The sequence below is a fragment of the Cereibacter sphaeroides 2.4.1 genome (genome assembly GCF_000012905.2).
Taxonomy (GTDB): Bacteria; Pseudomonadota; Alphaproteobacteria; order Rhodobacterales; family Rhodobacteraceae; genus Cereibacter_A; species Cereibacter_A sphaeroides.
Genome location: NC_007493.2, coordinates 98,598 through 119,209, shown reverse-complemented (window position 1 = coordinate 119,209; position 20,612 = coordinate 98,598). Strand labels below are relative to the sequence as shown.

Here is a 20,612-nt window from a genome sequence, read left to right as displayed (position 1 = left end):
TTCTTGCGGCATGGTCCGGGGAAGCCGGAAGGGGAAAGATGCCGCACAGCCGCATTCTCAACATCTATCTGCCCTCCCCCATGCGCGAGGATGCCGCGGCAGGGAAGGTCAACATCGTGAACCGGATCGAGGCCGCGGTGGCACCCCACGGTCTCAGGATCGCGGTGCATGGCGACACGCCCGAGGAGCGGGCCGACCCCTATCGCCGTCAGGGCTGGAGCCTCTTTCACATGCAGGAGCCGGTGGGGCCGCGCTGCCTCTGCCTGCGGCAGGCGTATCAGAACCCATTCTGGCAGATCGAGGCCACGAACCAGCGCTGGTGGTTCGACGTGGCGCAGGCGGCCTTCGATCCCGACACGGTCGATCCCGCGGCGGCGCGACCCTTCTTCCAGCGGTGGCGGCGGCATCTGGTGGGCGAGCGGACCTGTTCCCGCGACGGTTTCCTGTTCATGCCGCTGCAGGGCCGGATCTCCGAGCACCGCTCATTCCAGTCGATGAGCCCGCTGGCCATGATCCAGGCCACGCTCGAACACGATCTGCGGCCGATCCGCGCGACGCTTCACCCGCGCGAGACCTATTCGGCCGCCGATCTCCATGCGCTCGAGGATCTGGTGCGGCGCCATCCGCGGCTGTCGGTGGTGCGCTCCGATCCTCTGGCGCTTCTGGCCGCCTGCGATCTGGTTGTGACGCAGAATTCCTCGGTGGCGCTGACCGGCTATTTCCTGCGCAAGCCCGCCGTGCTGTTTGCCGGCGTCGATTTCCACCATATCGCAGGCTCGGTGCCGCGCGAGGGCGTCGAGCGGGCCTTCCAGAAGGCAGAAGGCACGCTGCCGGATCACGAGCGTTACCTCTACTGGTTCTTCCAGCTCCAGACGATCAATGGCGCGGCGCCCGAGGCCGAGGCGCAGATCATGGCCCGCTTCGCCCGCCATGGCTGGCATTTCTGAGCGTCGAGATGAAACGGGTGCCCTCTGCGGCCTTGGCGGGGCACCGGATCCTCGCCCGTCGCGGTCGGTCGCTTGCTCAAGGAAAAGGGCGCCCGAAGGCGCCCCGTCCGGTCTCTGCTATGGCAGAGGATCTCAGAGCGCCGAGGCGATCCAGGTGGCCAGCGCGGCCTTCGGCGCAGCGCCGACCTTGTTCGACACGACCTGACCGTTCTTGAACAGGAACAGCGCCGGGATGCCGCGAACGCCCAGCATCGCCGGGCTCTCGGGGTTCTCGTCGACATTGACCTTCACGATCTTCACCTTGCCGGCATATTCCTTCGAGAGCTCCTCGAGCGCCGGGCCGATCTGCCGGCAGGGGCCGCACCATTCGGCCCAGAAATCGACGACGACGGGCACGTCGGACTTGCGCACCTCGGTGTCGAAGGTGGCGTCCGTCACGGGAACGGTGGACATATTCAATTCTCCTGATCCGTAGGGCTTGCTTGGAAAGTAAGGATGGCCCCCTGCCGCGTCAAGTTGTCGTGGCCCGGACCAGGGCCGACCTCACGATATCGCGCGGCAGCCGCATCAGGCGGGCCGCCTGCGTCCAGAGGATCGCCGTCTCGATCGTCCGTCCGGGGTAGATCTGCGCCAGCGCCTCGGCATAGGCGCCCATCTGCCGCAGGATGCCCTCGGGCACCTCTTCGGGACGGTCCGGGACCACACGGTTCGTCTTGTAATCGACCGCCAGCACCCGGTCGGGCTCCACCACCAGCCGGTCGATGGTGCCGGAAAGCCGCCGCCCCGCCACCTCGGCCGTCACCGCCACCTCGAGCAGCGCATGCGGCACCAGCGCCTCGGCCAGATGTTCGGCCGAGAGCACCGCCCGGGCCTCCGCCAGAACGGGGGCCACATCGGGAAGATCGGGCAGGAGCCCCCGCGCCGCCGCCTCCCACCCCTCGGGCGGATGGAGCGGCAGATGCTCGAGCAGCCGGTGGACGGCCGAGCCATGCGCCAGGGCCTCCTCGGTGGGCATCGCATCGCCGGGCAGCGCCTTGGCCCCGCCGAGGGCCGAGGGCGACAGCACCTCGGGCGCGGCCGGGGGCTCGGTCGCGGGCGCCCACGCCCAGCCGGGCAGGACGGGTCGCGCGGCGGCGGCCGCTGCCGAGGCCTGCGGCGCGGCCGGGGGCCAGAGGCCTTCGTCGAGCACCAGCGCCCCGTCGTCGCGCCGCTCGGCCCCCGCAGCCTCCATCCCCTGCCGGATCAGGTCGTGCCAGGCGCCCCCCGTCTCGAGCTTGCCGGCCGCAGCCGCGATCAGCCAGCACTGGGCCCGCGTCATGGCGACATAGAGCAGCCGCAGGTTCTCGGCCGCATCGCGTGCGCGCCGCGCCTCGCGGGCGGCGGCAATCTGCGGCGGGCTCTCGGCGGCGGGCGTCTTCCAGACCCGCGCGCCCCCCTCCAGCGTGAACAGCTCGTCGCGCTCGCGCGGCTTGCGGTCGGCCGTGTCGGGCAGGATCACGATGGGCGCCTCGAGCCCTTTCGAGCCATGCACCGTCATCACCCGGATGCGCCCGCCCGCGGCCTCCATCTGCCGCTTCACCTCGACCTCGTCGGTCTGAAGCCATGTCAGGAAGCCCGTGAGGCTCGGCACGTCGGTCCGCTCGTAGGCCAGCGCCTGACTGAGCAGCTCGTCGATCCCGTCCTCGGCCTCCTCGCCCAGCCGGGCGAGCAGCCGGCGGCGGCCGTCGTGGCGGGTCAGCGCGCGCTCGATCAGGTCGAAGGGGCGCAGGAAATCCGCCTGATCGCGCAGGTCGCGCAGGATCGCCACCGTCCCGGGATGGGCCGCCTCGCGGTCGTAGAGCCTGCGCCAGAGATACCCCTCGCGCCCGTGCGCCAGATCGAAGAGCTCGCCCTCGCTCCAGCCGAAGAGCGGCGAGCGCAGGACGGCGGCGAGCGACAGATCGTCCTCGGGCGTGGCGAGGAAGGCGAGCAGCGCCGACAGGTCGCGCACCGCAAGCTCGGCCCCGAGCTTCAGCCGGTCGGCCCCGGCGATGGGCAGGCGGGCTTCCTTGCAAGCCCGGATGATCTCGCCGAAGATGTCCGAGCGGCGCTGGACGAGGATCAGGAAATCGCCCGCCGCCACGGGGCGGAAGCCGCCGGGATGCGGGATCTGCACCCCTGCCTCGATCATGGCGCGGATGCGGGTGGCCACCTGCCGCGCGAGCCGCGCCGCATGATGCTCATCCGAGACGAGGTCCACCGGATCGAACCAGTTCTCGGGCTCGGGCTCCTCGGCGGCCTCGACCAGCGGCCAGAGCTCGGCCCGCCCCGGCATGTCGCCGCGGAAGGCGATGTGGCGGACCTCGCCGCCCAGCGCCTGCCGGCGGGGCTCGTCGAAGGTGAGATCCACCAGCCGCAGGATCGCGGGCGAGGAGCGGAAGGAATGCAGCAGATCCAGCTCCTCGAGCCGCCGCCGGGCGCCCGCGAGACGCTCGCCGAACTCGGCCCGCATCCGGTCGAAGGCCGCCACATCGGCGCCCTGGAAGGAGTAGATCGACTGTTTCTTGTCGCCCACGACAAAGATCGTCCGTTCCACCTCGCGCGCGCCGCGCCCCGAAGTGAATTCCTGCGCCAGAAGCTCGATCACCTTCCACTGGTCGGGGCTCGTGTCCTGCGCTTCGTCGACGAGGATATGGTCGATCCCGCCGTCGAGCCGGAAGAGCACCCACTGCGCCACCGACGGATCGGTCAGCAGGCCCTTGGCGCGCTGGATCAGATCGTCGAAATCGAGCCAGCCGCGGGCGGCCTTGCGCGCCTGATAGAGCGGCAGGAACACGCCCGCGAAAGCATGGATCAATCGCGCCCGCTCGGCGGCGAGCAGGCAGCAGCGCACCGGGCGCGCGGCCTCGACCCGGCGCATCAGCGCATCGAGCCGGTCGGCGAGCGGGCCGAGCGCCCCGCGTGTGGCCTTGGTCGGGAAGCTGCCGAGCTTGGCGGTATAGGGCTCCTTCGCCGAGGCCCCGGTCAGGAGCACCCCCTCGAGCCCGGCCAGCGTGGCGGTCGTCGGCGACGCGAAGGACAGAAGCCGCAGCTTCGCCGCAGCCTTCTGGTCGTTCGCCGATCCCGCCTCAAGCGCCGCGATCAGCGCGGGCATCCACTCTTCCTCGCCACCGAGGAAGACCTGCGCCAGAAGCGCCGCCTCGTCGCCCTCCACCCCGTAGAGCGCCCGGCAGGCGGGAGCGTCGAGCGGCGGCAGAAGGCCCGCGGCATTGCGCGCCACCTCCTCGGCCAGCGCGCCGAAATCCTCGCCGGTATAGGCCCGCGCCAGATCGGCCACCACCTCGGGGGCGATGCGGTCGGCCAACTCCTCGACGATCTCCTCACGCAGGAGGCGTGCGGCGCGGTCGTCGAGCTCGGTGAACTGCGGCGAGACCCCGGCCTCCAGCGGGAAGCGGCGCAGGAGCGTCGCGCAGAAGGAGTGGATCGTCTGGATCCGCAGCCCGCCCGGCGTCTCGATGGCGCGAGCGAATAGCCTGCGGGCCTGCGCCAGCACCTCGTGCCCTACGGCGGCCACGCCCAGAGCATCCAGCGCACGGCGCAGCTCGGCATCGTCGAGCATCGCCCATTCGCCCAGCCGCCGGAACAGCCGGTTCTGCATCTCGGAGGCGGCGGCCTTGGTATAGGTCAGGCAGAGGATGCGCTGCGGCTCGACCCCGTCGAGCAGCAGCCGCGCCACCCGGTCGGTCAGCACCCGCGTCTTGCCCGAGCCCGCATTGGCCGAGAGCCAGGTCGAGGCGCGCGGATCGGCGGCCTGCACCTGACGCTCGGAGGCCTCGTCTCTCAGGCCGCTCATCGGCCGGCCTCGCATGTGGCAGCGCGTCTCACGCGGCATCCTCCGGGCAGCTTCCCCTGTCGCGATCCGTCCCCGCCTCCGCGGAGCCTGCTTCCGGCGCCTCTGCCCCCACCGGCACGGGCACGGGCGCGTCGCTCATTTCCCATTCGCCGAACCGCGCGAGATGGTCGTAATCGCCCGGGAAGCGCTCGCCGAACATGGCGCGGCGCGAGACATAGCCCTGCTCGCGCCGCATGTAACGGCCGACGAGGGCGTGGAGCCCCTCCCAGACCTGCCCGAGGAGCGCCGCATCGGTCTCCACGCTCTCGACCTTCGGGCTGGTGCCGAGGCCGATGTAGCTGATCCGCGCCACCTCGGCGGGTCCGAGGCCGCGGAAGCCGCCGCGTTCGGCCATCGCCGCCTCGAGGAGGAGCTGCTTGTCGAACTGCTCCTGCTGCTTCTTGGTGGGCGGCGTGCCGGTCTTGTAGTCGAGGATATGGAGCCGCCCGTCCGGCAGGACGTCGATCCGGTCGGGCTTCGCGGTCAGCGTGAAGCGCAGGGGGGTCAGATCCACCCGCCCCTCCTCCTCCAGCACGACCGGGGTGCCGGCATGGGCCGCCTCGGTCTCGAGGAAGAAGGCGGCAGCCCGGTCGAGCCGCGCGAGCCAGAGCGCCCGGGCCGCGGGCCAGGGCACCTCCTCGGCCAGCACCGCCTCCGCGATCCGCATCAGGCGCGCGCGCTCGGTTGGTCGGTCGCTCCCCGGCGCGCGGTCCTTCACGAAGGCCTCGAGGATGCGGTGCAGGATCGAGCCGCGCAGCCGCGCATCCGGCGCCCGGTGCAGCGGGTCGAGCGGATAGAGCCGCAGGATATGGCGGGCATAGACCGCATAGGGATCCCGGATCAGCTTGCGGATGCCCGTGACGGCCAGCCGGTCGGGCCGGGCCGGGACAGGAGGCTGCGGCGCGGGCCGCGTGGCGAGCGGCACCGGCGTCGCGGGCTGCTCCAGCGCCGCGGCGAGGTCCAGCCAGTCGCGGCCGCGCGCGCGCATCCCGGCCAGAGCCTCGGGCCCTCCGCCCGCCTTCAGCCCGCTCATCAGGTTCATCAGGCGGTTCAGCCAGCGCGAGGGCACCGTCTCGGCCTCGGCATCTCGGGTGGCGCGGGTCAGCACCACCTCGGGCGCGGCCACCGCCTGACTGTAATCGTGCGCCGACAGGCCGATCCGCCGCTCAGGCAGGAGAAGCCCGGCCTTCAGCCGCATCTGCCGGTTGAGCCACGGGTCGGGCGGCGGCAGCTGCGGCCATGTCCCGTCGTTCAGCCCGCCGAGGATCACGAGATCGGCCCCCTGCACGCGCGCCTCGAGCGTGCCCCAGATCATCAGGTCGGGCCGGGCCTGCACGGCCTCGCGCACCTCGCCACGCGCGAGGATCGCGTCGAAGAGGTCGGTGTAATCGGCCGGCGTCAGCTCGCCCCCGTGCGGCGCCTCGCGGCGGAGCTCCTCGACGGCGGCGCGCGCGGCCTCGCCGGCCTCCTTCAGCCAGAGCTCGCCCGTGGTGTCGCCCGCAGGCCCCGTGGCCAGCGCCTCGGCCAGCGCGAGATGCGCGGCCACATGATCGGCGAGCGGGCGCGGGCCTGCCGCGTCCAGCCCCTCGATCAGTCCGCCCAGCCAGCGCGCCCAGTCCGCCACCCCGTCCGCGGGCCGCGTTCCGGCCCAGAGCGCCAGATCGGCCGCCGCCGGGAAGGGCGGCCCCTTCCGCCGCAGGTGCAGCTCCAGATCCCGCGTCCAGCGCAGGTGGTTGCCGCGGTCCGCGCCGGTCGCCGTCAGCGGGTGCTTCAGCAGCGTGAGCAGCGTCTCCCCGGTCAGCCGCCGGCCGAAGAGCCGGGCCACATGGCGCAGGAAGCGCCCCGGCGCCGAGAGCGCGAGCGGCTTGCCCGCGGAATCGTCCGGCACGATCCCCCAGCGGTCGAGCGCCGCCGCCACCTGCCGCGTGAGCCCCCGGTCCGAGGTGATGAGCGCCGCGCGGCGACCCTCCTCGGCGGCCTTCCTCAGGATCATCGCCACTGCCAGCGCCTCGGCCCGCGGCCCCGGCGCCTCGATCAGCGTCATGCCGCGCGCGGCCTCGGCAAGCCCGGTGAGGTGCCGGCCCTCGGTCAGCCACTGATCGGTGACGGGCGCCGGCCGGAGCGAGAGCGAGATCAGCCGGTTGCGCGCCGGGCTGGGCGGGATCTCGTCGGTCCAGCGGCCGACCTCGGCGGGGCCTGCGCCCACGAGGCCCATCAGCCGATGAAAGCGGAACTGCGGATGATCCTCGGCGGTCAGCGCGTCGTCCATCCCCTCCCAGACCGCGGCGGGCAGGTCGAAGTCGAAGCCGGGCAGCACGAGCGCGCCCTGCGGCAGCCGCGCCACCGCCTGCATGAAGAGGCTGGTCGTGCCGCGCGAGCCGGTCGAGCCCGCGACGATCACCGGGTGATCGGGCGGCGCCTCGGCCCAGCGCGCCGCGATCCGCTCGACCGCCATCCGCGCCAGCGCCTGCGCATCGGGCGCGTCCGCGCCGAACATCGGCGCCACGATCGCCATGAAGGCCTGCGTCCGCTGCCAGTGCGCCGAATGGTCGGCCACATCGAGCCGCGCGATGGCCTCGGGCGGCACGCCCTCGCCCTGCATCTCGTCGATGAGCTCGGCGAGGCTGTCCGACAGGTCGAAGAGCGCCGAGCGCGGCGCGATGTCGGGCTGCGCCTCGATCAGCCGGGCCACGAGCTGCGCAAGCTCGAGCCTGCGGCGCAGCGGCGGGACCGGGGCCGGCAGACCCGGCACCGGCGGCAGCTCGGTCACGAGGCGGATGCGCGGCAGGAAGCCCGCGCCCTCGGCCGTCATCAGGTCGGTGACCCGCCGCCGCATCCGCTGCGTGTTGACGTAGAGCTCGACCCGCGCCATCGCCTCGGGCGCGGCCCCTGCCATGCGCGCGCGAAGGCCACGCACCAGCGCTGCGGGAAAGTCCACGCCCGGGGGCAGGCCGAAGAGGCGGGGGCCAGGTGTGTCAAACATTGGCGAGCATCGCCTCGGCCGCGGCGATCCCTTCGGGCCGCCCCACGTCGCACCATCCGCCGCGATGGATCAGGCCATGGGCCGTGCCCGCGGCGATCATCGCGTCCCAGACCAGATTGAGCGAGAACTTGGCCTCGGCGACCCCGGCGAGCCGGTCGGTCCGCAGGATCTGGGCGCCGAGATAGGTGTAACCCGGCGCGCCCCGCGCCCGGGCGAGACGGCCCGCCGCATCCATGGTGAAATCGCCCGGCGCGCAGCCCGAGGGCGCGAGCAGAAGGAGCGCCTCCATCCCCTCGCGCCAGCCCGCTGCCAGCTCATCGAGCGGGTTCTCTCCGGTCCAGACCGCGTCGCTGTTCAACGTATAGACCGGCCCCTCTCCCAGAAGCGGCAGCGCCCGGCAGAGCCCGCCGCCGGTCTCGAGGATCTCCTCCTCGTGCGAGACGAGGGCGCGGCCTGCCAGATGCGCGGTCAGGCTTTCGGGCAGGTAATGGGTGTTGGCCACGATGCGCGAAATGCCGGCCGCCTCGGCCAGCGCCAGCGCGTGATCGATCAGCGGCCGGCCCGCGACCTCGATCATCGGTTTCGGCCGGGTGGCGGTCAGGGCGCCCATGCGCGTCCCGAAGCCTGCCGCGAAGATCATCACCGCATCCGGCCGCATTGCGCGCGGATCCTTTCCAGAACGGCCGGAGCGGGCTCCGGCAGGAGGGCGCGGCACTCGGCCGCCAGCGGCGCGAGCGCGGGGTGGCCGAGATTGCGCCAGAGCTGGCCCCAGACCCGCGGGATCAGCGCGACATAGCCGGGCTTGCCCGCCACGAGGCAGAGCCGGGCGAAGATGCCGAGGATGCGCAGCGCCCGCTGCGCGCCGAGAACCGCATAGGCGGCCCCGAAGGCCTGCGGCTCGGCGCCCGTGGCCGCGGCGAAGCGGGCGATCATGGCGCGCTCGACCGGCTCGGGCACGTCGCGGCGCGCATCCTGCAGGAGCGAGACCAGATCGTAGCCCGGCTGGCCCATCTGGGCGAGCTGGAAGTCGAGGAGCCCCACCCGCGCGAGGCCCGCGCGGCCGGGCAGCCAGAGCAGGTTCTCGGCGTGATAGTCCCGCAGGATCAGCACGCGCGGCCCGTCGGCATGGCGGAGCAGCGCCTCCTCGAGCAGGGTCGTGACGCGCGCGGCATCGGGGGCCGCCCCGGTGGCCGCGCGCGCATACCAGTCGGGCGCCATCGCCGCGGCGCGGGCCCAGTCGGCCGCCGAGAGGTCTGGCAGGCCTGCGGGCGCGGGCGCGCGCTGGAGATGGACCAGCACATCGGTCGCCGCAGCGTAGAGATCCGCCTCGTCCGCGCCAGCGCGTTCCAGCAGCCGGGCGAAGAGCCCGTCGCCCAGATCCTCGAGAAGCAGGAAGCCGTTCGCGAGATCCTGCGCCAGCACGGCGGGCGGCGAGAGGCCCAGCCCGCCGAGATGGGCCCCGATGGCCACGAAGGCCGCCGGATCGTCGCCCCTGCCGGGCGGGGCGTCCATCAGGACGGCGGTCTCCGCGCCCCGCCGCAGCCGCTCGTAACTCCGGTCCGAGGCGTCGCCTGCCAGATGGCGCCGCTCGGCCGCGCCCCAGCCCGCTTGCGCGAGAAAGGCCGCCGCCTGCGCAGCGCGGTCGGAGGGCGCCGGATCAGCCATGCCACGCCTCCGACAGCTCCGCGAGAAGGCCCGGTCGTCCGCCCGACAGGGTCGCGCGTCGGCCTTCGCCCTCGGCCTCGAGCCGCAGGCGGAGCGCGCCGGGCGGGGCGAGGTCGCCCAGCCGGTCCGGCCATTCGACGAGGCAGACGGCCGTCGCGAAGGCCGCCTCGAGCCCCAGTTCCAGCACCTCGTCGGGATGGGTCAGCCGGTAGAGATCGGCGTGCCAGATCTCGTGCCCCGGCGCCTCGTAGGTCTGGACCAGCGTGAAGGTGGGCGAGGGCACCTCCTCCTCGTGCCCCAGCGCCGCGCGGATCAGCGCGCGGGCGAGATGGGTCTTGCCCGCACCGATGGGCCCCTCGAGCAGAAGCACGTCGCCCGGCCGCAGGAGGCGGGCGAGGGCCGCGCCCAGACGGGCGGTATCCTCTTCCGAGGCGAGCGCGAGAAGGAGCGGGACGGGATCCGGCATGGCCGCGACCATGCCCAGAGCCGCGCCCCGGCGCAAGGGGAGGCGGATCCACGGCGCAGCCCCGCCCCGGAGTCCCGCAGTATCGATCGGCCGGGCTGCCGCGGGATCGCACGGGCGGCGGCGCGCCGGGCCGCTCCGCCGGCCGCGCCATCGTGCCCGCCTGCGCGGTGCTCCTGCCCCATCTGCGCAGTCACGACCGGCCGTCCGCGTCCCGCGCGGCACAGGCCATTTTCTCATGCCCGGCCAGCTGTCGGACCGCAACCCGGCCTGCCGGCGCTCCCGCCCGGGGCGGCCGTCAGGCCATGCGCAGGCTCGCAGGATCGGCCGCCTCCGCGGCGGGGACATCGAGGATGCGGAAGAGAACGAGGGTCGCGCCGCCGGTCAGGGGCGCGAAGCGGCAGGAGACAAGACGGCCGTCCTCGAGCCGGATCTCGCCCGACCAGGGGTCGCGCGGGCCGAGCGCGGCGAGGAAACGCTCGGCCTCGACCCAGATCGGCGAGGGGCTGCTGCGCGCGCGCCACTGCTCGCAGAGCTGCACGGCGGCGCCCCCGCCCACGGTTTCCACCGGATCGTGGCCCCAGAGGGCCCCGTAGGCCGCGTTCGTCATCACGAGATCGCCCGCGGGCGAGAAGACGGCGATCGCATCCTCCATCGCATCCACCACCGCCTGCCCGAGCTCCAGATCGGCCCGATAGCGGCGGGTCCGCGTCATCTCGGTCGAGATGTCCTCGAACATCAGCGCCAGCGCCCCGTTCGGATGCGGCCGCCCAATCACGCGGTAGGTCTGGCCCGAGGGCAGGCTCCAGGTCTCGGCATAGAGCCCGCTCGCCGCCGCCTTCTCGAGCTCGAGGATCTGGCGGCGCCAGCTCGGATAGTCCTTGGGTTCGGGGATCATCTGCCGGTCCCGCAGCGCCTCGAGGAAGGAAAACAGCGAAGGTTGCAGCGCCAGCATGTCGGGCGGCAGGCCGGTGAGGTCGAGGAGCGCGGGATTGAAGAGCGCAAGCTTGCGGTGCTGGTCGAAGATCGCAAGCCCGATGGGCAGATGGGCAAAGGTCTTGGCCAGGGTCTGCATGAAGTCGCGCAGGGTGGCCTCGGCCTGAACCGCCGCATCGGCGGGAAGGGCGAAGAGGAGCCGTCCGGCCGGGTCGGCGAAGCTCTCGAGATCGAACCACCGGTCGACGCCCTTGACCTCGATCCTCTGGCGCTGGCGCGGGGCGCCCTGAGCCGAGGCTGCGCGGTCGAAGAGACGGGGGAGCGGCCAGCTCAGGTCCCGGTCGGGCGGAAGCCGCTTGGCGGCCTCGCGCAGATAGGCGGCATTGGCCCAGATCACCTCGCCCCCGGCGCTCTCGCGCCACATCATCAGCGGCGCCTGCGCCACCGTCGCGCGCAACTGGTCGAGCTCTTCGGCGAGCGCCCGCTGCGACAGATGGTCCAACCGGGGCCGCTCGGCGCTGGACGGGTCGTCGATGGTGAGCCGCGTGATGCCTCCACGCATCTCGGCCATCAGGAGAAGCGGCTCGCCCTCGGCCGCGGAGGCGAGCGTGAAGCGCCCGTCTCTCGCCAGCCGCGACAGGCGCGCCTCGAGATCGGGAAAGCGCGGCACGAGATAGGCCAAGAGCCGAAGCCAGGGCCCGCCGCGCGCGGGCGAGAGCGCGAGGATCGCGCGGGCGCCGGGCGTGGCGTCGAGCAGCGTCTCGCCGTCGAAGAGGAAGACCGTGCCGGCCTGCGAATCCGAGAAGACGCCCTCGGGCCGCCGGCCTGCGCGGGTTTGCAGAAGGCCCGCCAGAACCACGGCGGCAGAAGCCGCCGCGACCGCGGTCAGGATCAGCCCCAGTGCGAGCGGCCAATCGAACGTCATCCGATCTTCCCCTGTCGCAAGCCCTGCGGGACAGCTTGCCGAGAGGAAGGTTAAGGGGCCGTTAATGGAGCCCGAATGCCGGGGCGGCCGCCCCCGGGAAGGTCGGACGCGGCATCCGGCGCCGGATCAGGTCTGGATCAGGACGTTCTCGCCCAAGGGCGCGTTGCGGACCACCACCAGCCTGTCGACCGGCCAGATCACCTCGACGATGGCGCCGCAGCGTTCGGGCCGCTCGTGGCTCCGCAGGAACGGATCGGCGGCATTGGCAAAGCTCAGTTCGGCACCGGACCGCTCCAGAAGCGTCTTGGCGATGAAGAGCCCGAGGCCCATGCCCTCATAGCCCGGCCGGCGCGACTGGCTTTCCTCGGCGCGGCGCTGCCGCACGAAGGGATCGCCGATGCGGCCGATGATCGCGGGCGGATAGCCCTCGCCATCGTCCACAATCCGGATCGCGATCCGGTCTCCCGTCCATTCGCCGTCGATCCAGACCGTGGAGCGGGCGAAATCGACGGCATTCTGAATGAGGTTGCGCAGCCCGTGGATCACCTCGGGACGGCGCAGGATCACCGGCTGGCGCTCGTCGCCGCCGCGGCTGGGGTAGAGGTCGAACTCGACCCGCTTGCCGCGCCCGACATGGGGCTCGGCGGCCTCGCGCAGCACCTCGCCCAAGGGCGCCTGCCGCATCTGAAGATCGTCCTTCCCGGCCCGGCCCATCGAGCGGAGGATGTCGCGGCAGCGGTCGGCCTGCTCGCGGATCAGCTCCGCATCGTCGCGCAGCGCGGGCTGCTCGGAAAGCTCCTCGGCAAGCTCCGAGCTCACCAGCTTGATCGTGGCCAGCGGCGTGCCGAGCTCGTGCGCGGCCGCGGCCACCACCCCACCCAGATCCGTCAGCTTCTGCTCGCGGTCGAGCGCCATCTGCGTGGCCAGAAGCGCATCCGACATCGAACGGATCTCGATGGCGACGCGCCGGGAATAGAGGCCGAGGAACAGGATGCCGATGACGATGGCGAGCCAGAAGCCGAATTCGAACATGCGCGGGACGGACAGGCTCGACCCGTCGGCGAGGATCAGCGGCAGGTGGAAATAGGCCGTGAAGGTCAGCAGACCGATCGCGATGGCCCCGAGAATGACGGTCGTGCGCAGCTCGAGCGCGAGCGCCGAGATGGTGACGGGCGCGAGGATCAGCAGCGCGAACGGGTTGGTGAGCCCCCCGGTCAGGAACAGCAGGAACGACAGCTGCGTAAGGTCGAAGAGCAGGATCATCAGCGCCTGGAACTCGGTCAGGCGGCGGTTCTGCGGGAAGACGAAGGTCGCGATCACGTTCGCGATGACCGAGGCGCCGACGGCCATGAAGCAGAGCCCCATCGGCAGGCGGACCCCCAGATACCAGTCGGTCACGACGATGGCGGCGAGCTGCCCCGCCACCGCCATCCAGCGCAGGAGGATCAGGGTGCGCAGTCGCACCCAGTCGCCGCGGGTGTCACGGTTCAGAATGCCGTCGGGACCGAGTATCATTGCAGCTCATGTCACTTTGCCTGTATCGGAACCTTGTTAGGTTGCCGTGCCCGCGGGATCAATCGGCAACCGCAAGCAGGAGGATCATCTGATGACGAAGCTCTATGCCGGGGTCGCGGCGGCGGCCATCGCAGCACTTCTTGCGGGCTCGGCGGCGTGGGTCTTCCTCGGCAGATCCGAAGAGCGGTTCGCCGGTTGCGGCGCCAATCAGGTGGCGGGCGGCGCCATCGGCGGGCCCTTCACGCTGGTCGATCAGGAGGGCCGCACCGTGACCGACCGCGAGGTTCTGGCAAAGCCCTCGCTCGTCTATTTCGGCTATACCTTCTGCCCCGACGTCTGCCCCTTCGACATGGCGCGCAATGCGCAGGCCGTGGACATCCTGACGGAATGGGGCATCGAGGTCACGCCGGTCTTCATCTCGATCGATCCCAAGCGCGACACGCCCGAACAGCTGAAGTTCTTCGCCGAGGCGATCCATCCCGACACGATCGCGCTGACCGGCACCGAGGCCCAGGTGAAGGCCGCCTCACAGGCCTACAAGACCTTCTACCGGGTGCAGGAGTCCGACGACGACTATTACCTCATCGACCATTCGACCTTCACCTACTTCATGCTGCCCGGCACGGGCTTCGTCGACTTCTTCAAGCGCGAAGACACGCCCGAACAGATCGCCGAGCGAATTTCGTGCTTCGCGAATGACAGCCATGTGTCAACTTCCTTTGACGCTCGGGCGCAGAAGTCCTATCAAGCATCCAGGGGAAAGCAGATGGGCGACAATCATGGCTGAGGATCTGGTATTCGAACTCGGGGCCGACAGGTCCCTGCTTCTCGTGGACGATGACGAGCCCTTCCTGAAGCGGCTTGCCAAGGCGATGGAGAAGCGGGGTTTCGTTCTCGAAACGGCACAGAGCGTCGCGGAAGGCAAGGCGATCGCCCAGGCGCGCCCGCCGGCCTATGCAGTGGTGGACCTGCGGCTCGAGGACGGCAACGGGCTCGACGTGGTCGAGGTGCTGCGCGAGCGCCGGCCCGATTGCCGCATCGTGGTGCTGACGGGCTACGGCGCCATTGCGACGGCGGTCGCCGCCGTGAAGATCGGCGCCACGGACTACCTGTCCAAGCCCGCCGACGCCAACGAGGTGACGCACGCGCTGCTGGCCAAGGGCGAGAGCCTGCCGCCGCCGCCGGAAAATCCGATGTCGGCCGACCGCGTGCGGTGGGAGCACATCCAGCGAATCTACGAAATGTGCGACCGCAATGTCTCGGAGACCGCCCGGAGGCTCAACATGCACCGGCGGACGCTGCAGCGCATCCTGGCGAAGCGCAGCCCGCGCTGAACCAGTCGCACCGGCGGAACGAGGGCGGCGGCCGAGGGCCTGCCGCCTTTTTCATTGGCAGGCGGAGGGGGGCCGGCATCGGCAAAGGGCATTCGACTACCCGAAAGTGCAATGGATCCCTAAAATTCCTCGATCGACAGACGGATAAATGCGGAATTTCTCAAGCGACCGGATTGACCTTTTTACGAAACCGTAAAATGAATTGGGGGATAGTTCGTTTTAACGGGAAGAATGAATGGATATCGATCTCGACTCCATGAGCCTCAAGGAACTGAAGTCGCTTCAGGCCCAGGTGGCAAAAGCGATCTCGACCTACGAGGACCGCCGGAAGCGGGACGCGCTGGCCGAACTGGAAGAAAAGGCCCGTGAACTCGGCTTCTCCCTTTCGGAACTGACGGGAACCGCAGCGACCAAACGGCGCGCCGCCGCTCAACCGAAATACGCCAATCCTGAAAACCCTTCGGATACCTGGTCCGGCCGCGGGCGCAAGCCGCGCTGGTTCGAGGCTGCGATCAAGTCGGGGAAGCCCGCCGAGAGCATGGCGATCTGACGTCGGGCGCGCTAGAGCGCCGACAGAAGCTCCTGGTGCCGGGCGGTATAGGCCGCCCGCACCTCAACCGGCGGCCTCAGGCGGATTTCCAGCCCGTCGAGAACGGCTTCGGCCGGCCGACCGAAGAAGCGCGTTGCCTCGGCCTCGGTAAATCCCGCGATCTGCACCGCTTCGAGCCAGGCCGAGATCCGATCCGCCTTCTTGATGTCGCGCTTCACCTGAAGCGGCAATTGCGCGGGCAATCCGAACCGGAGGTGGATGGCCGCCGTGAGCCGCGCGTCCAGATCGCCGTATTGCGCGCCGATGGCGTCCTTCACCGGGCTGATCATGTCTCCGATGACATATTCCGGCGCATCGTGCAGCAGCGCGGCGAGCCGCCAGCGCGTCTGAACCCTGGGTTGACAGCGCCCCAGGATCTCCTCGACCAGCAGCGAATGTTCGGCCACGGAAAAGGCGAAGTCCCCGCGGGTCTGCCCGTTCCAGCGCGCCACGAAGGCCAGACCGTGGGCGATGTCCTCGATCTCGATGTCCACGGGCGTCGGGTCGAGCAGATCGAGCCGCCGCCCCGAAAGCATCCGCTGCCAGGCCCGTTTCACCGGATCACCGTCAGGTCGGACGGAAAGCGGTCCAGATAACGCGCAAGTTTTGACGACGACAGGAAATGCTTCACCAGCATCCTTCGCATCATGCGTGAATCGGGCGAGAGCCCGCCGCTCACCGGATTGCGCGGCCGGTCCGGGAAGTGATCGGCGATGAACCGGTCGTAGCTTTGGGCGAACCGCGGCGAATAGTGGCCTTTCCGATCCGCCCAGGGTTTCAGCGTCCCGATGAAGTGAACGATATGCGGATAGCGCATCGCCTCGAACAGGCGCGCCGACCAGGAATATTGCCAGTTCCACATCGGGCTGAGTTCGGCCCAATCGCCGCGGAGGACGGCATTGTAAAGGTTCTGGTCGTGCCGGATCATCCGGGAGGCCTCGCGCCGACCGAGTTCGACACACCGGTCGAGGAGGTTCATTTCGTTGTAGCGCGCCACATCCATCAAGAGGAGGCCGGCATTGAAATAGGGAGCCGCCGGGATGCCGAGCCGGCGGAACTGTTCGGCGCGGCGCTCGGGCGTGCGCCATTGGATATTGTCACGGACGGCGCCCAGCGGATGATTTCCGAGGTCGAGACCGAGGAGTGCGGTGAAATCGCCGCCCTGCACGAAAATGTCGGCGTCGAGATACAGGATCCGGTCATAGTCGGCGGCCAATGCCTGCGGCAGCGCAAGCCGCAGATAGACATCGTGGGTCCGCCCCGGATCGAGCCGCAGCCCGGTGAAGACGCCGGTGGTGTCGATCCGGATCAGCCGGACGTCGAGCCGCGAGAGGCTGTCCGGGACAAGGATCGGCTCTTCGCCATGGCAGATGCAGATGTCGAAGGCGCGTCCGGGCGTCAGCCGGTCGATCCGCTCGGCGGCATGGAGCGCGAAGGGCAGATAGCCCGCGTTGTAGCAGAAGATCACCGCCTGCCGGGACCGCGCCGGACGCGACGCCTCCACAGTCATCCCCACGATTGCCCATTCCTCTCTGGCCCGGATTGCTTCGAAAGCCGCAGGGCGCGCGGATTGCTCCGATCCTGCGTCGATGCTAAGGCAGGGCCGATTTAGTGATCAGGAGCCGAAAGCCCATGGCCGATTTCATCGTCAAGGATCTATCGCTCGCCGACTTCGGGCGCAAGGAACTGGACATCGCCGAAACCGAGATGCCGGGCCTGATGGCTCTGCGCGAGGAGTTCGGCGCCTCCAAACCCCTCAAGGGGGCGCGCATCGCGGGCTCGCTGCACATGACCGTCCAGACCGCGGTGCTGATCGAGACGCTGGTGGCGCTCGGCGCCGATGTCCGCTGGGCCTCGTGCAACATCTTCTCGACCCAGGACCATGCGGCGGCCGCCATCGCCGCCTCGGGCGTTCCGGTCTTCGCGATCAAGGGCGAGACGCTCGAGGACTACTGGGCCTATACCGACAAGATCTTCCAGTTCGCCGACGGCACCTGCAACATGATCCTCGACGACGGCGGGGACGCCACGCTCTACATCCTGCTCGGCGCGCGGGTCGAGGCGGGCGAGACCGACCTCATCGCCGTGCCGCAGTCGGATGAGGAGGTCTGCCTCTTCAACCAGATCCGCAAGCGAATGGCCGAGACGCCCGGCTGGTTCACGAAGCAGCGCGACGCGATCAAGGGCGTCTCGGAAGAGACCACCACGGGCGTCCACCGCCTCTACGACCTGCACAAGAAGGGCCTGCTGCCCTTCCCGGCGATCAACGTGAACGACAGCGTCACCAAGTCGAAGTTCGACAACAAGTACGGCTGCAAGGAATCGCTCGTGGACGGCATCCGCCGCGCGACCGACGTGATGATGGCGGGCAAGGTCGCCGTGGTCTGCGGCTATGGCGACGTGGGCAAGGGCTCGGCCGCCAGCCTGCGGGGCGCCGGCGCCCGCGTGAAGGTGACCGAAGTCGATCCGATCTGCGCGCTGCAGGCGGCCATGGACGGGTTCGAGGTCGTGGTGCTCGAGGATGTGGTGCAGGACGCCGACATCTTCATCACCACCACCGGCAACCGCGACGTGATCCGCATCGAGCACATGCGCGAGATGAAGGACATGGCGATCGTCGGCAACATCGGCCATTTCGACAATGAGATCCAGGTCGCCGCGCTGAAGAACCACAAATGGACCAACATCAAGGACCAGGTGGACATGATCGAGATGCCCTCGGGCAGCCGGATCATCCTGCTGTCCGAGGGGCGGCTCCTGAATCTCGGCAATGCAACCGGCCACCCGTCCTTCGTGATGTCGGCCTCCTTCACCAACCAGGTGCTGGCGCAGATCGAGCTCTGGACCAAGGGCGCGGACTACCAGCCGGGCGTCTATATCCTGCCCAAGGCGCTCGACGAGAAGGTGGCGCGGCTGCATCTGAAGAAGATCGGCGTGAAACTGACCGAGCTGCGCCCCGAGCAGGCCGACTATATCGGCGTGAAGGTCGAGGGGCCGTTCAAGGCCGAGCATTACCGCTACTGACCGCGGTCGCGGGTTCGGAAGGGGCCGTCGGGAAACCGGCGGCCCTTTCTGCTGAGGTCGGCGCGGCGGCAGGAGGGGGGGCTGCGCGCCCCCCGCCCGGCCCCGGGGGGCCGGACTCCCCCGCGGGATATTTGGGCAGAGTGAAAGCGGGCGCCGCGTCAGGCGGTCTCGCCGAAGCCGAAGGTCTGGGTGACGTAGTCGATGTCCTTGTCGCCGCGCCCCGAGAGGTTGACGAGGATCGACTTGCCCGGATGGGCCTTCGCCTCGCGCATGGCGAAGGCCACGGCATGGGCGCTTTCGAGGGCGGGGATGATGCCCTCGTGGCGCGAGAGGGCGAAGAAGGCCGCGAGCGCCTCGCGGTCGTCGGCGCCGGTATAGGTCACGCGCCCGGAACGGTGCAGGAAGGCATGTTCGGGGCCGACGCCCGGGTAGTCGAGGCCGGAGGCCACGGTATGGACCGGCGCCGGATTGCCCTCGGCATCCTTCAGCACCATGGTGCGGAAGCCGTGGATGTCGCCGTCTTCGCCGTAAGCGATCGTCGCCGCATGGTCGCCGAGCTTCGAGGAGGTGCCGCAGGGCTCGATCCCGTAGAGCGCCACCTCGTCGTCGAGGAAGCCCGAGAAGATCCCCATCGCATTCGATCCGCCGCCCACGCAGGCTGCCACCATGTCGGGCAGCTCGCCCGTCATTTCGAGGAACTGCTCGCGCGCCTCGACCCCCACCACATGCTGGAAGTCGCGCACCATCATCGGGAACGGATGCGGCCCCACGACCGAGCCGATGGCGAAGAGCGCCGTATCGGCCTGGGCGAGGTAGCTCTGGAAGCAGCTGTCGACCGCTTCCTTCAGCGAGCGGCCGCCGAAGCCCACCGGCACCACCGTGGCGCCCAGCAGCTTCATGCGCGTGACGTTCGGCGCCTCCTTGGCGATGTCGATCTCGCCCATGTGGATCTCGCATTCCATGCCGAAATAGGCCGCGGCCGTGGCCAGCGCCACGCCGTGCTGGCCCGCGCCGGTCTCGGCCATCAGCTTGGTCTTGCCCATGAAGCGGGCGAGCAGCCCCTCGGCCATGCAGTGGTTCAGCTTGTGCGCGCCGGTGTGGTTCAGATCCTCGCGCTTGGCATAGATCTGGGCGCCGCCGCAGAGCGCCGAGAGGTTCTTCAGGTGGGAGACCGGCGTGGGCCGGCCCTGGAAATGCTTGCGAATGTAGCGCAGCTCGGCGATGAAATCGGCCGATTTCGAGATCCGGCCATAGGCCTCGCGGATGGCGGCGAAATGGGGCTCGAGCGGAGGCGGCAGCATGGCGCCTCCGTAGGGGCCGAAGAAGCCGTCGTGGGTCGGGTGGGATTTCAGATAGGCGCTCATGCCGCCGCTCCTCCTTGGAACTGTCGCGGCACTATCCCCTGCACTGCGCGCCTCTGCCAGATCGGGCGTGGTCGCAGGGGGAGAAATATCCCTTTTGAGCGGATGGGGGTGCGGCGCGCTCGGGGGCATTCGAGTCGAATGCCTGGAGCTTGGCCTTTGCGCCCGGCCTGCGAGTCGGGCTAGCTTGTCCCTTGCGGGCAGGATGCCCCGGGGACTGTTCAGGACACATGAGGGCCGGGTGGGCGCATGTGGGGTGGATGGAGGGTCCCTGCTGGGGTGGGATCCTCCATTTCCGTTACCGATCGCCTCAGAGACCGCCCATCTCGCAGATCGTGCGCCATTCCGCCTCGCTCACCGGCTGGACCGAGAGGCGGGAGTTGGTCACGAGCACCATCCCGGCCAGCCGCGGCTCGGCCTTGATCGCCTCGAGCGTCACGGGCTTCGGCAGCGGCTCGACCGCGCGGACCGTCACGCAGTCCCAGCGCGGATCGTCGGCGGTGGAATCGGGCGCGGAGAGGCCGCAGACCTCGACGATCCCCACCACCTCCTTGCCGATGTTGGAATGGTAGAAGAAGCCGCGGTCGCCGAGCTGCATCGCCCGCATGTGATTGCGCGCCTGATAGTTGCGCACGCCCGTCCATTCCTCGCCTTCGGCGCCCTTCGCCACCTGCTGATCCCAGGACCAGGCGTCGGGTTCGGACTTGAACAGCCAGCAGGCCATCAGCCCACCACCTTCTTCCACTCGGAGATGGCGACGCTCTCGAAGAGGCCGGCCTGCGCATAGGGATCGCCTGCGGCCCAGGCCTCGGCCTCGGCCAGCGATCCCACCTCGAGCACCACGAGCGAGCCGGTCATCTGCCCCTCGGGGCTCAGGAACGGGCCCGCCATCTCGACCACGCCGGTTTCGGCGATATAGGCCAGATGGGCCGAGCGATTGTCGAGCCGGGTCTGGAGCGCACCGGCCTTGTCGGTGCAGATGAGGGCCACGCGCATGGG

General features: G+C 70.0%; 18 protein-coding genes. 5 read left to right on the top strand and 13 right to left on the bottom strand.

Annotated elements, in window-relative coordinates; translation table 11 throughout:
- The first annotated feature begins 38 nt into the window (after positions 1-38).
- The gene (locus tag RSP_RS00560; RefSeq protein WP_011336809.1) at positions 39-947 is read left to right on the top strand and encodes a hypothetical protein; all 909 of its coding nucleotides are present in this window, start codon (positions 39-41) and stop codon (positions 945-947) included.
- 132 nt (positions 948-1,079) lie between these two features.
- Here RSP_RS00560 and trxA read toward each other — a convergent pair whose 3' ends face one another.
- The 8 genes from trxA to regB form a co-directional block, all read right to left on the bottom strand.
- Complete coding sequence (trxA, locus tag RSP_RS00555) at positions 1,080-1,400, bottom strand: thioredoxin (RefSeq protein ID WP_002722246.1); 321 nt, start codon at positions 1,398-1,400, stop codon at positions 1,080-1,082.
- 58 nt (positions 1,401-1,458) lie between these two features.
- Positions 1,459-4,779, bottom strand: a complete 3,321-nt coding sequence (gene addA / locus RSP_RS00550; RefSeq protein WP_011336808.1) for a double-strand break repair helicase AddA — start codon at positions 4,777-4,779, stop codon at positions 1,459-1,461.
- A 28-nt stretch (positions 4,780-4,807) separates the two neighbouring features.
- Positions 4,808-7,801: a double-strand break repair protein AddB gene (gene addB / locus RSP_RS00545; protein WP_011336807.1), complete on the bottom strand. Its 2,994-nt coding sequence runs from the start codon at positions 7,799-7,801 to the stop codon at positions 4,808-4,810.
- Positions 7,794-8,459: a nucleotidyltransferase family protein gene (locus tag RSP_RS00540; protein WP_011336806.1), complete on the bottom strand. Its 666-nt coding sequence runs from the start codon at positions 8,457-8,459 to the stop codon at positions 7,794-7,796. The genes addB and RSP_RS00540 overlap by 8 nt, the downstream gene beginning before the upstream one ends.
- Positions 8,441-9,466, bottom strand: coding sequence for an aminoglycoside phosphotransferase family protein (locus RSP_RS00535; protein WP_011336805.1), 1,026 nt, complete (start codon positions 9,464-9,466; stop codon positions 8,441-8,443). The genes RSP_RS00540 and RSP_RS00535 overlap by 19 nt, the downstream gene beginning before the upstream one ends.
- Positions 9,459-9,944 (bottom strand): tRNA (adenosine(37)-N6)-threonylcarbamoyltransferase complex ATPase subunit type 1 TsaE, encoded by a 486-nt coding sequence (tsaE, locus tag RSP_RS00530; protein ID WP_011336804.1) that lies wholly within the window; start codon positions 9,942-9,944, stop codon positions 9,459-9,461. The genes RSP_RS00535 and tsaE overlap by 8 nt, the downstream gene beginning before the upstream one ends.
- A 283-nt stretch (positions 9,945-10,227) precedes the next feature.
- Positions 10,228-11,790 carry a PAS-domain containing protein gene (locus tag RSP_RS00525; RefSeq protein WP_011336803.1) on the bottom strand — a complete coding sequence of 521 codons (1,563 nt, stop codon included), beginning with the start codon at positions 11,788-11,790 and terminating at the stop codon, positions 10,228-10,230.
- A gap of 126 nt (positions 11,791-11,916) precedes the next feature.
- A complete protein-coding gene (gene regB, locus RSP_RS00520; RefSeq protein WP_002722232.1) occupies positions 11,917-13,305 on the bottom strand; it encodes a sensor histidine kinase RegB in 1,389 nt (462 codons plus the stop codon).
- Between the two features lie 91 nt (positions 13,306-13,396).
- Between regB and RSP_RS00515 the strand changes: the two genes are divergently transcribed.
- The 3 genes from RSP_RS00515 (at position 13,397) to RSP_RS00505 (ending at position 15,189) form a co-directional block, all read left to right on the top strand.
- Positions 13,397-14,092: an SCO family protein gene (locus tag RSP_RS00515; RefSeq protein ID WP_002722229.1), complete on the top strand. Its 696-nt coding sequence runs from the start codon at positions 13,397-13,399 to the stop codon at positions 14,090-14,092.
- Positions 14,085-14,639 carry an ActR/PrrA/RegA family redox response regulator transcription factor gene (locus RSP_RS00510; protein ID WP_002722225.1) on the top strand — a complete coding sequence of 185 codons (555 nt, stop codon included), beginning with the start codon at positions 14,085-14,087 and terminating at the stop codon, positions 14,637-14,639. The genes RSP_RS00515 and RSP_RS00510 overlap by 8 nt, the downstream gene beginning before the upstream one ends.
- 235 nt (positions 14,640-14,874) lie before the next feature.
- Positions 14,875-15,189, top strand: coding sequence for an H-NS histone family protein (locus RSP_RS00505; protein WP_002722219.1), 315 nt, complete (start codon positions 14,875-14,877; stop codon positions 15,187-15,189).
- 11 nt (positions 15,190-15,200) lie between these two features.
- On the opposite strand, the gene RSP_RS00500 is transcribed toward RSP_RS00505, so the two are convergent.
- Positions 15,201-15,764 (bottom strand): HD domain-containing protein, encoded by a 564-nt coding sequence (locus RSP_RS00500; RefSeq protein ID WP_015921750.1) that lies wholly within the window; start codon positions 15,762-15,764, stop codon positions 15,201-15,203.
- Between the two features lie 17 nt (positions 15,765-15,781).
- Positions 15,782-16,738, bottom strand: coding sequence for a glycosyltransferase family 8 protein (locus RSP_RS00495; RefSeq protein ID WP_011336802.1), 957 nt, complete (start codon positions 16,736-16,738; stop codon positions 15,782-15,784).
- A gap of 122 nt (positions 16,739-16,860) precedes the next feature.
- On the opposite strand from RSP_RS00495, the gene ahcY reads away from it, so the two are divergent.
- The gene (gene ahcY / locus RSP_RS00490) at positions 16,861-18,252 is read left to right on the top strand and encodes an adenosylhomocysteinase (protein ID WP_002722208.1); all 1,392 of its coding nucleotides are present in this window, start codon (positions 16,861-16,863) and stop codon (positions 18,250-18,252) included.
- Positions 18,253-18,410: 158 nt separating this feature from the next.
- On the opposite strand, the gene trpB is transcribed toward ahcY, so the two are convergent.
- The 3 genes from trpB to RSP_RS00470 form a co-directional block, all read right to left on the bottom strand.
- Positions 18,411-19,616 carry a tryptophan synthase subunit beta gene (trpB, locus tag RSP_RS00485; protein WP_002722206.1) on the bottom strand — a complete coding sequence of 402 codons (1,206 nt, stop codon included), beginning with the start codon at positions 19,614-19,616 and terminating at the stop codon, positions 18,411-18,413.
- 307 nt (positions 19,617-19,923) lie between these two features.
- Complete coding sequence (locus RSP_RS00475) at positions 19,924-20,337, bottom strand: EVE domain-containing protein (protein WP_011336801.1); 414 nt, start codon at positions 20,335-20,337, stop codon at positions 19,924-19,926.
- Positions 20,337-20,609 (bottom strand): YciI family protein, encoded by a 273-nt coding sequence (locus tag RSP_RS00470; RefSeq protein ID WP_009562580.1) that lies wholly within the window; start codon positions 20,607-20,609, stop codon positions 20,337-20,339. Before RSP_RS00470 ends, RSP_RS00475 begins: the two co-directional genes overlap by 1 nt.
- Positions 20,610-20,612 lie beyond the last annotated feature (3 nt).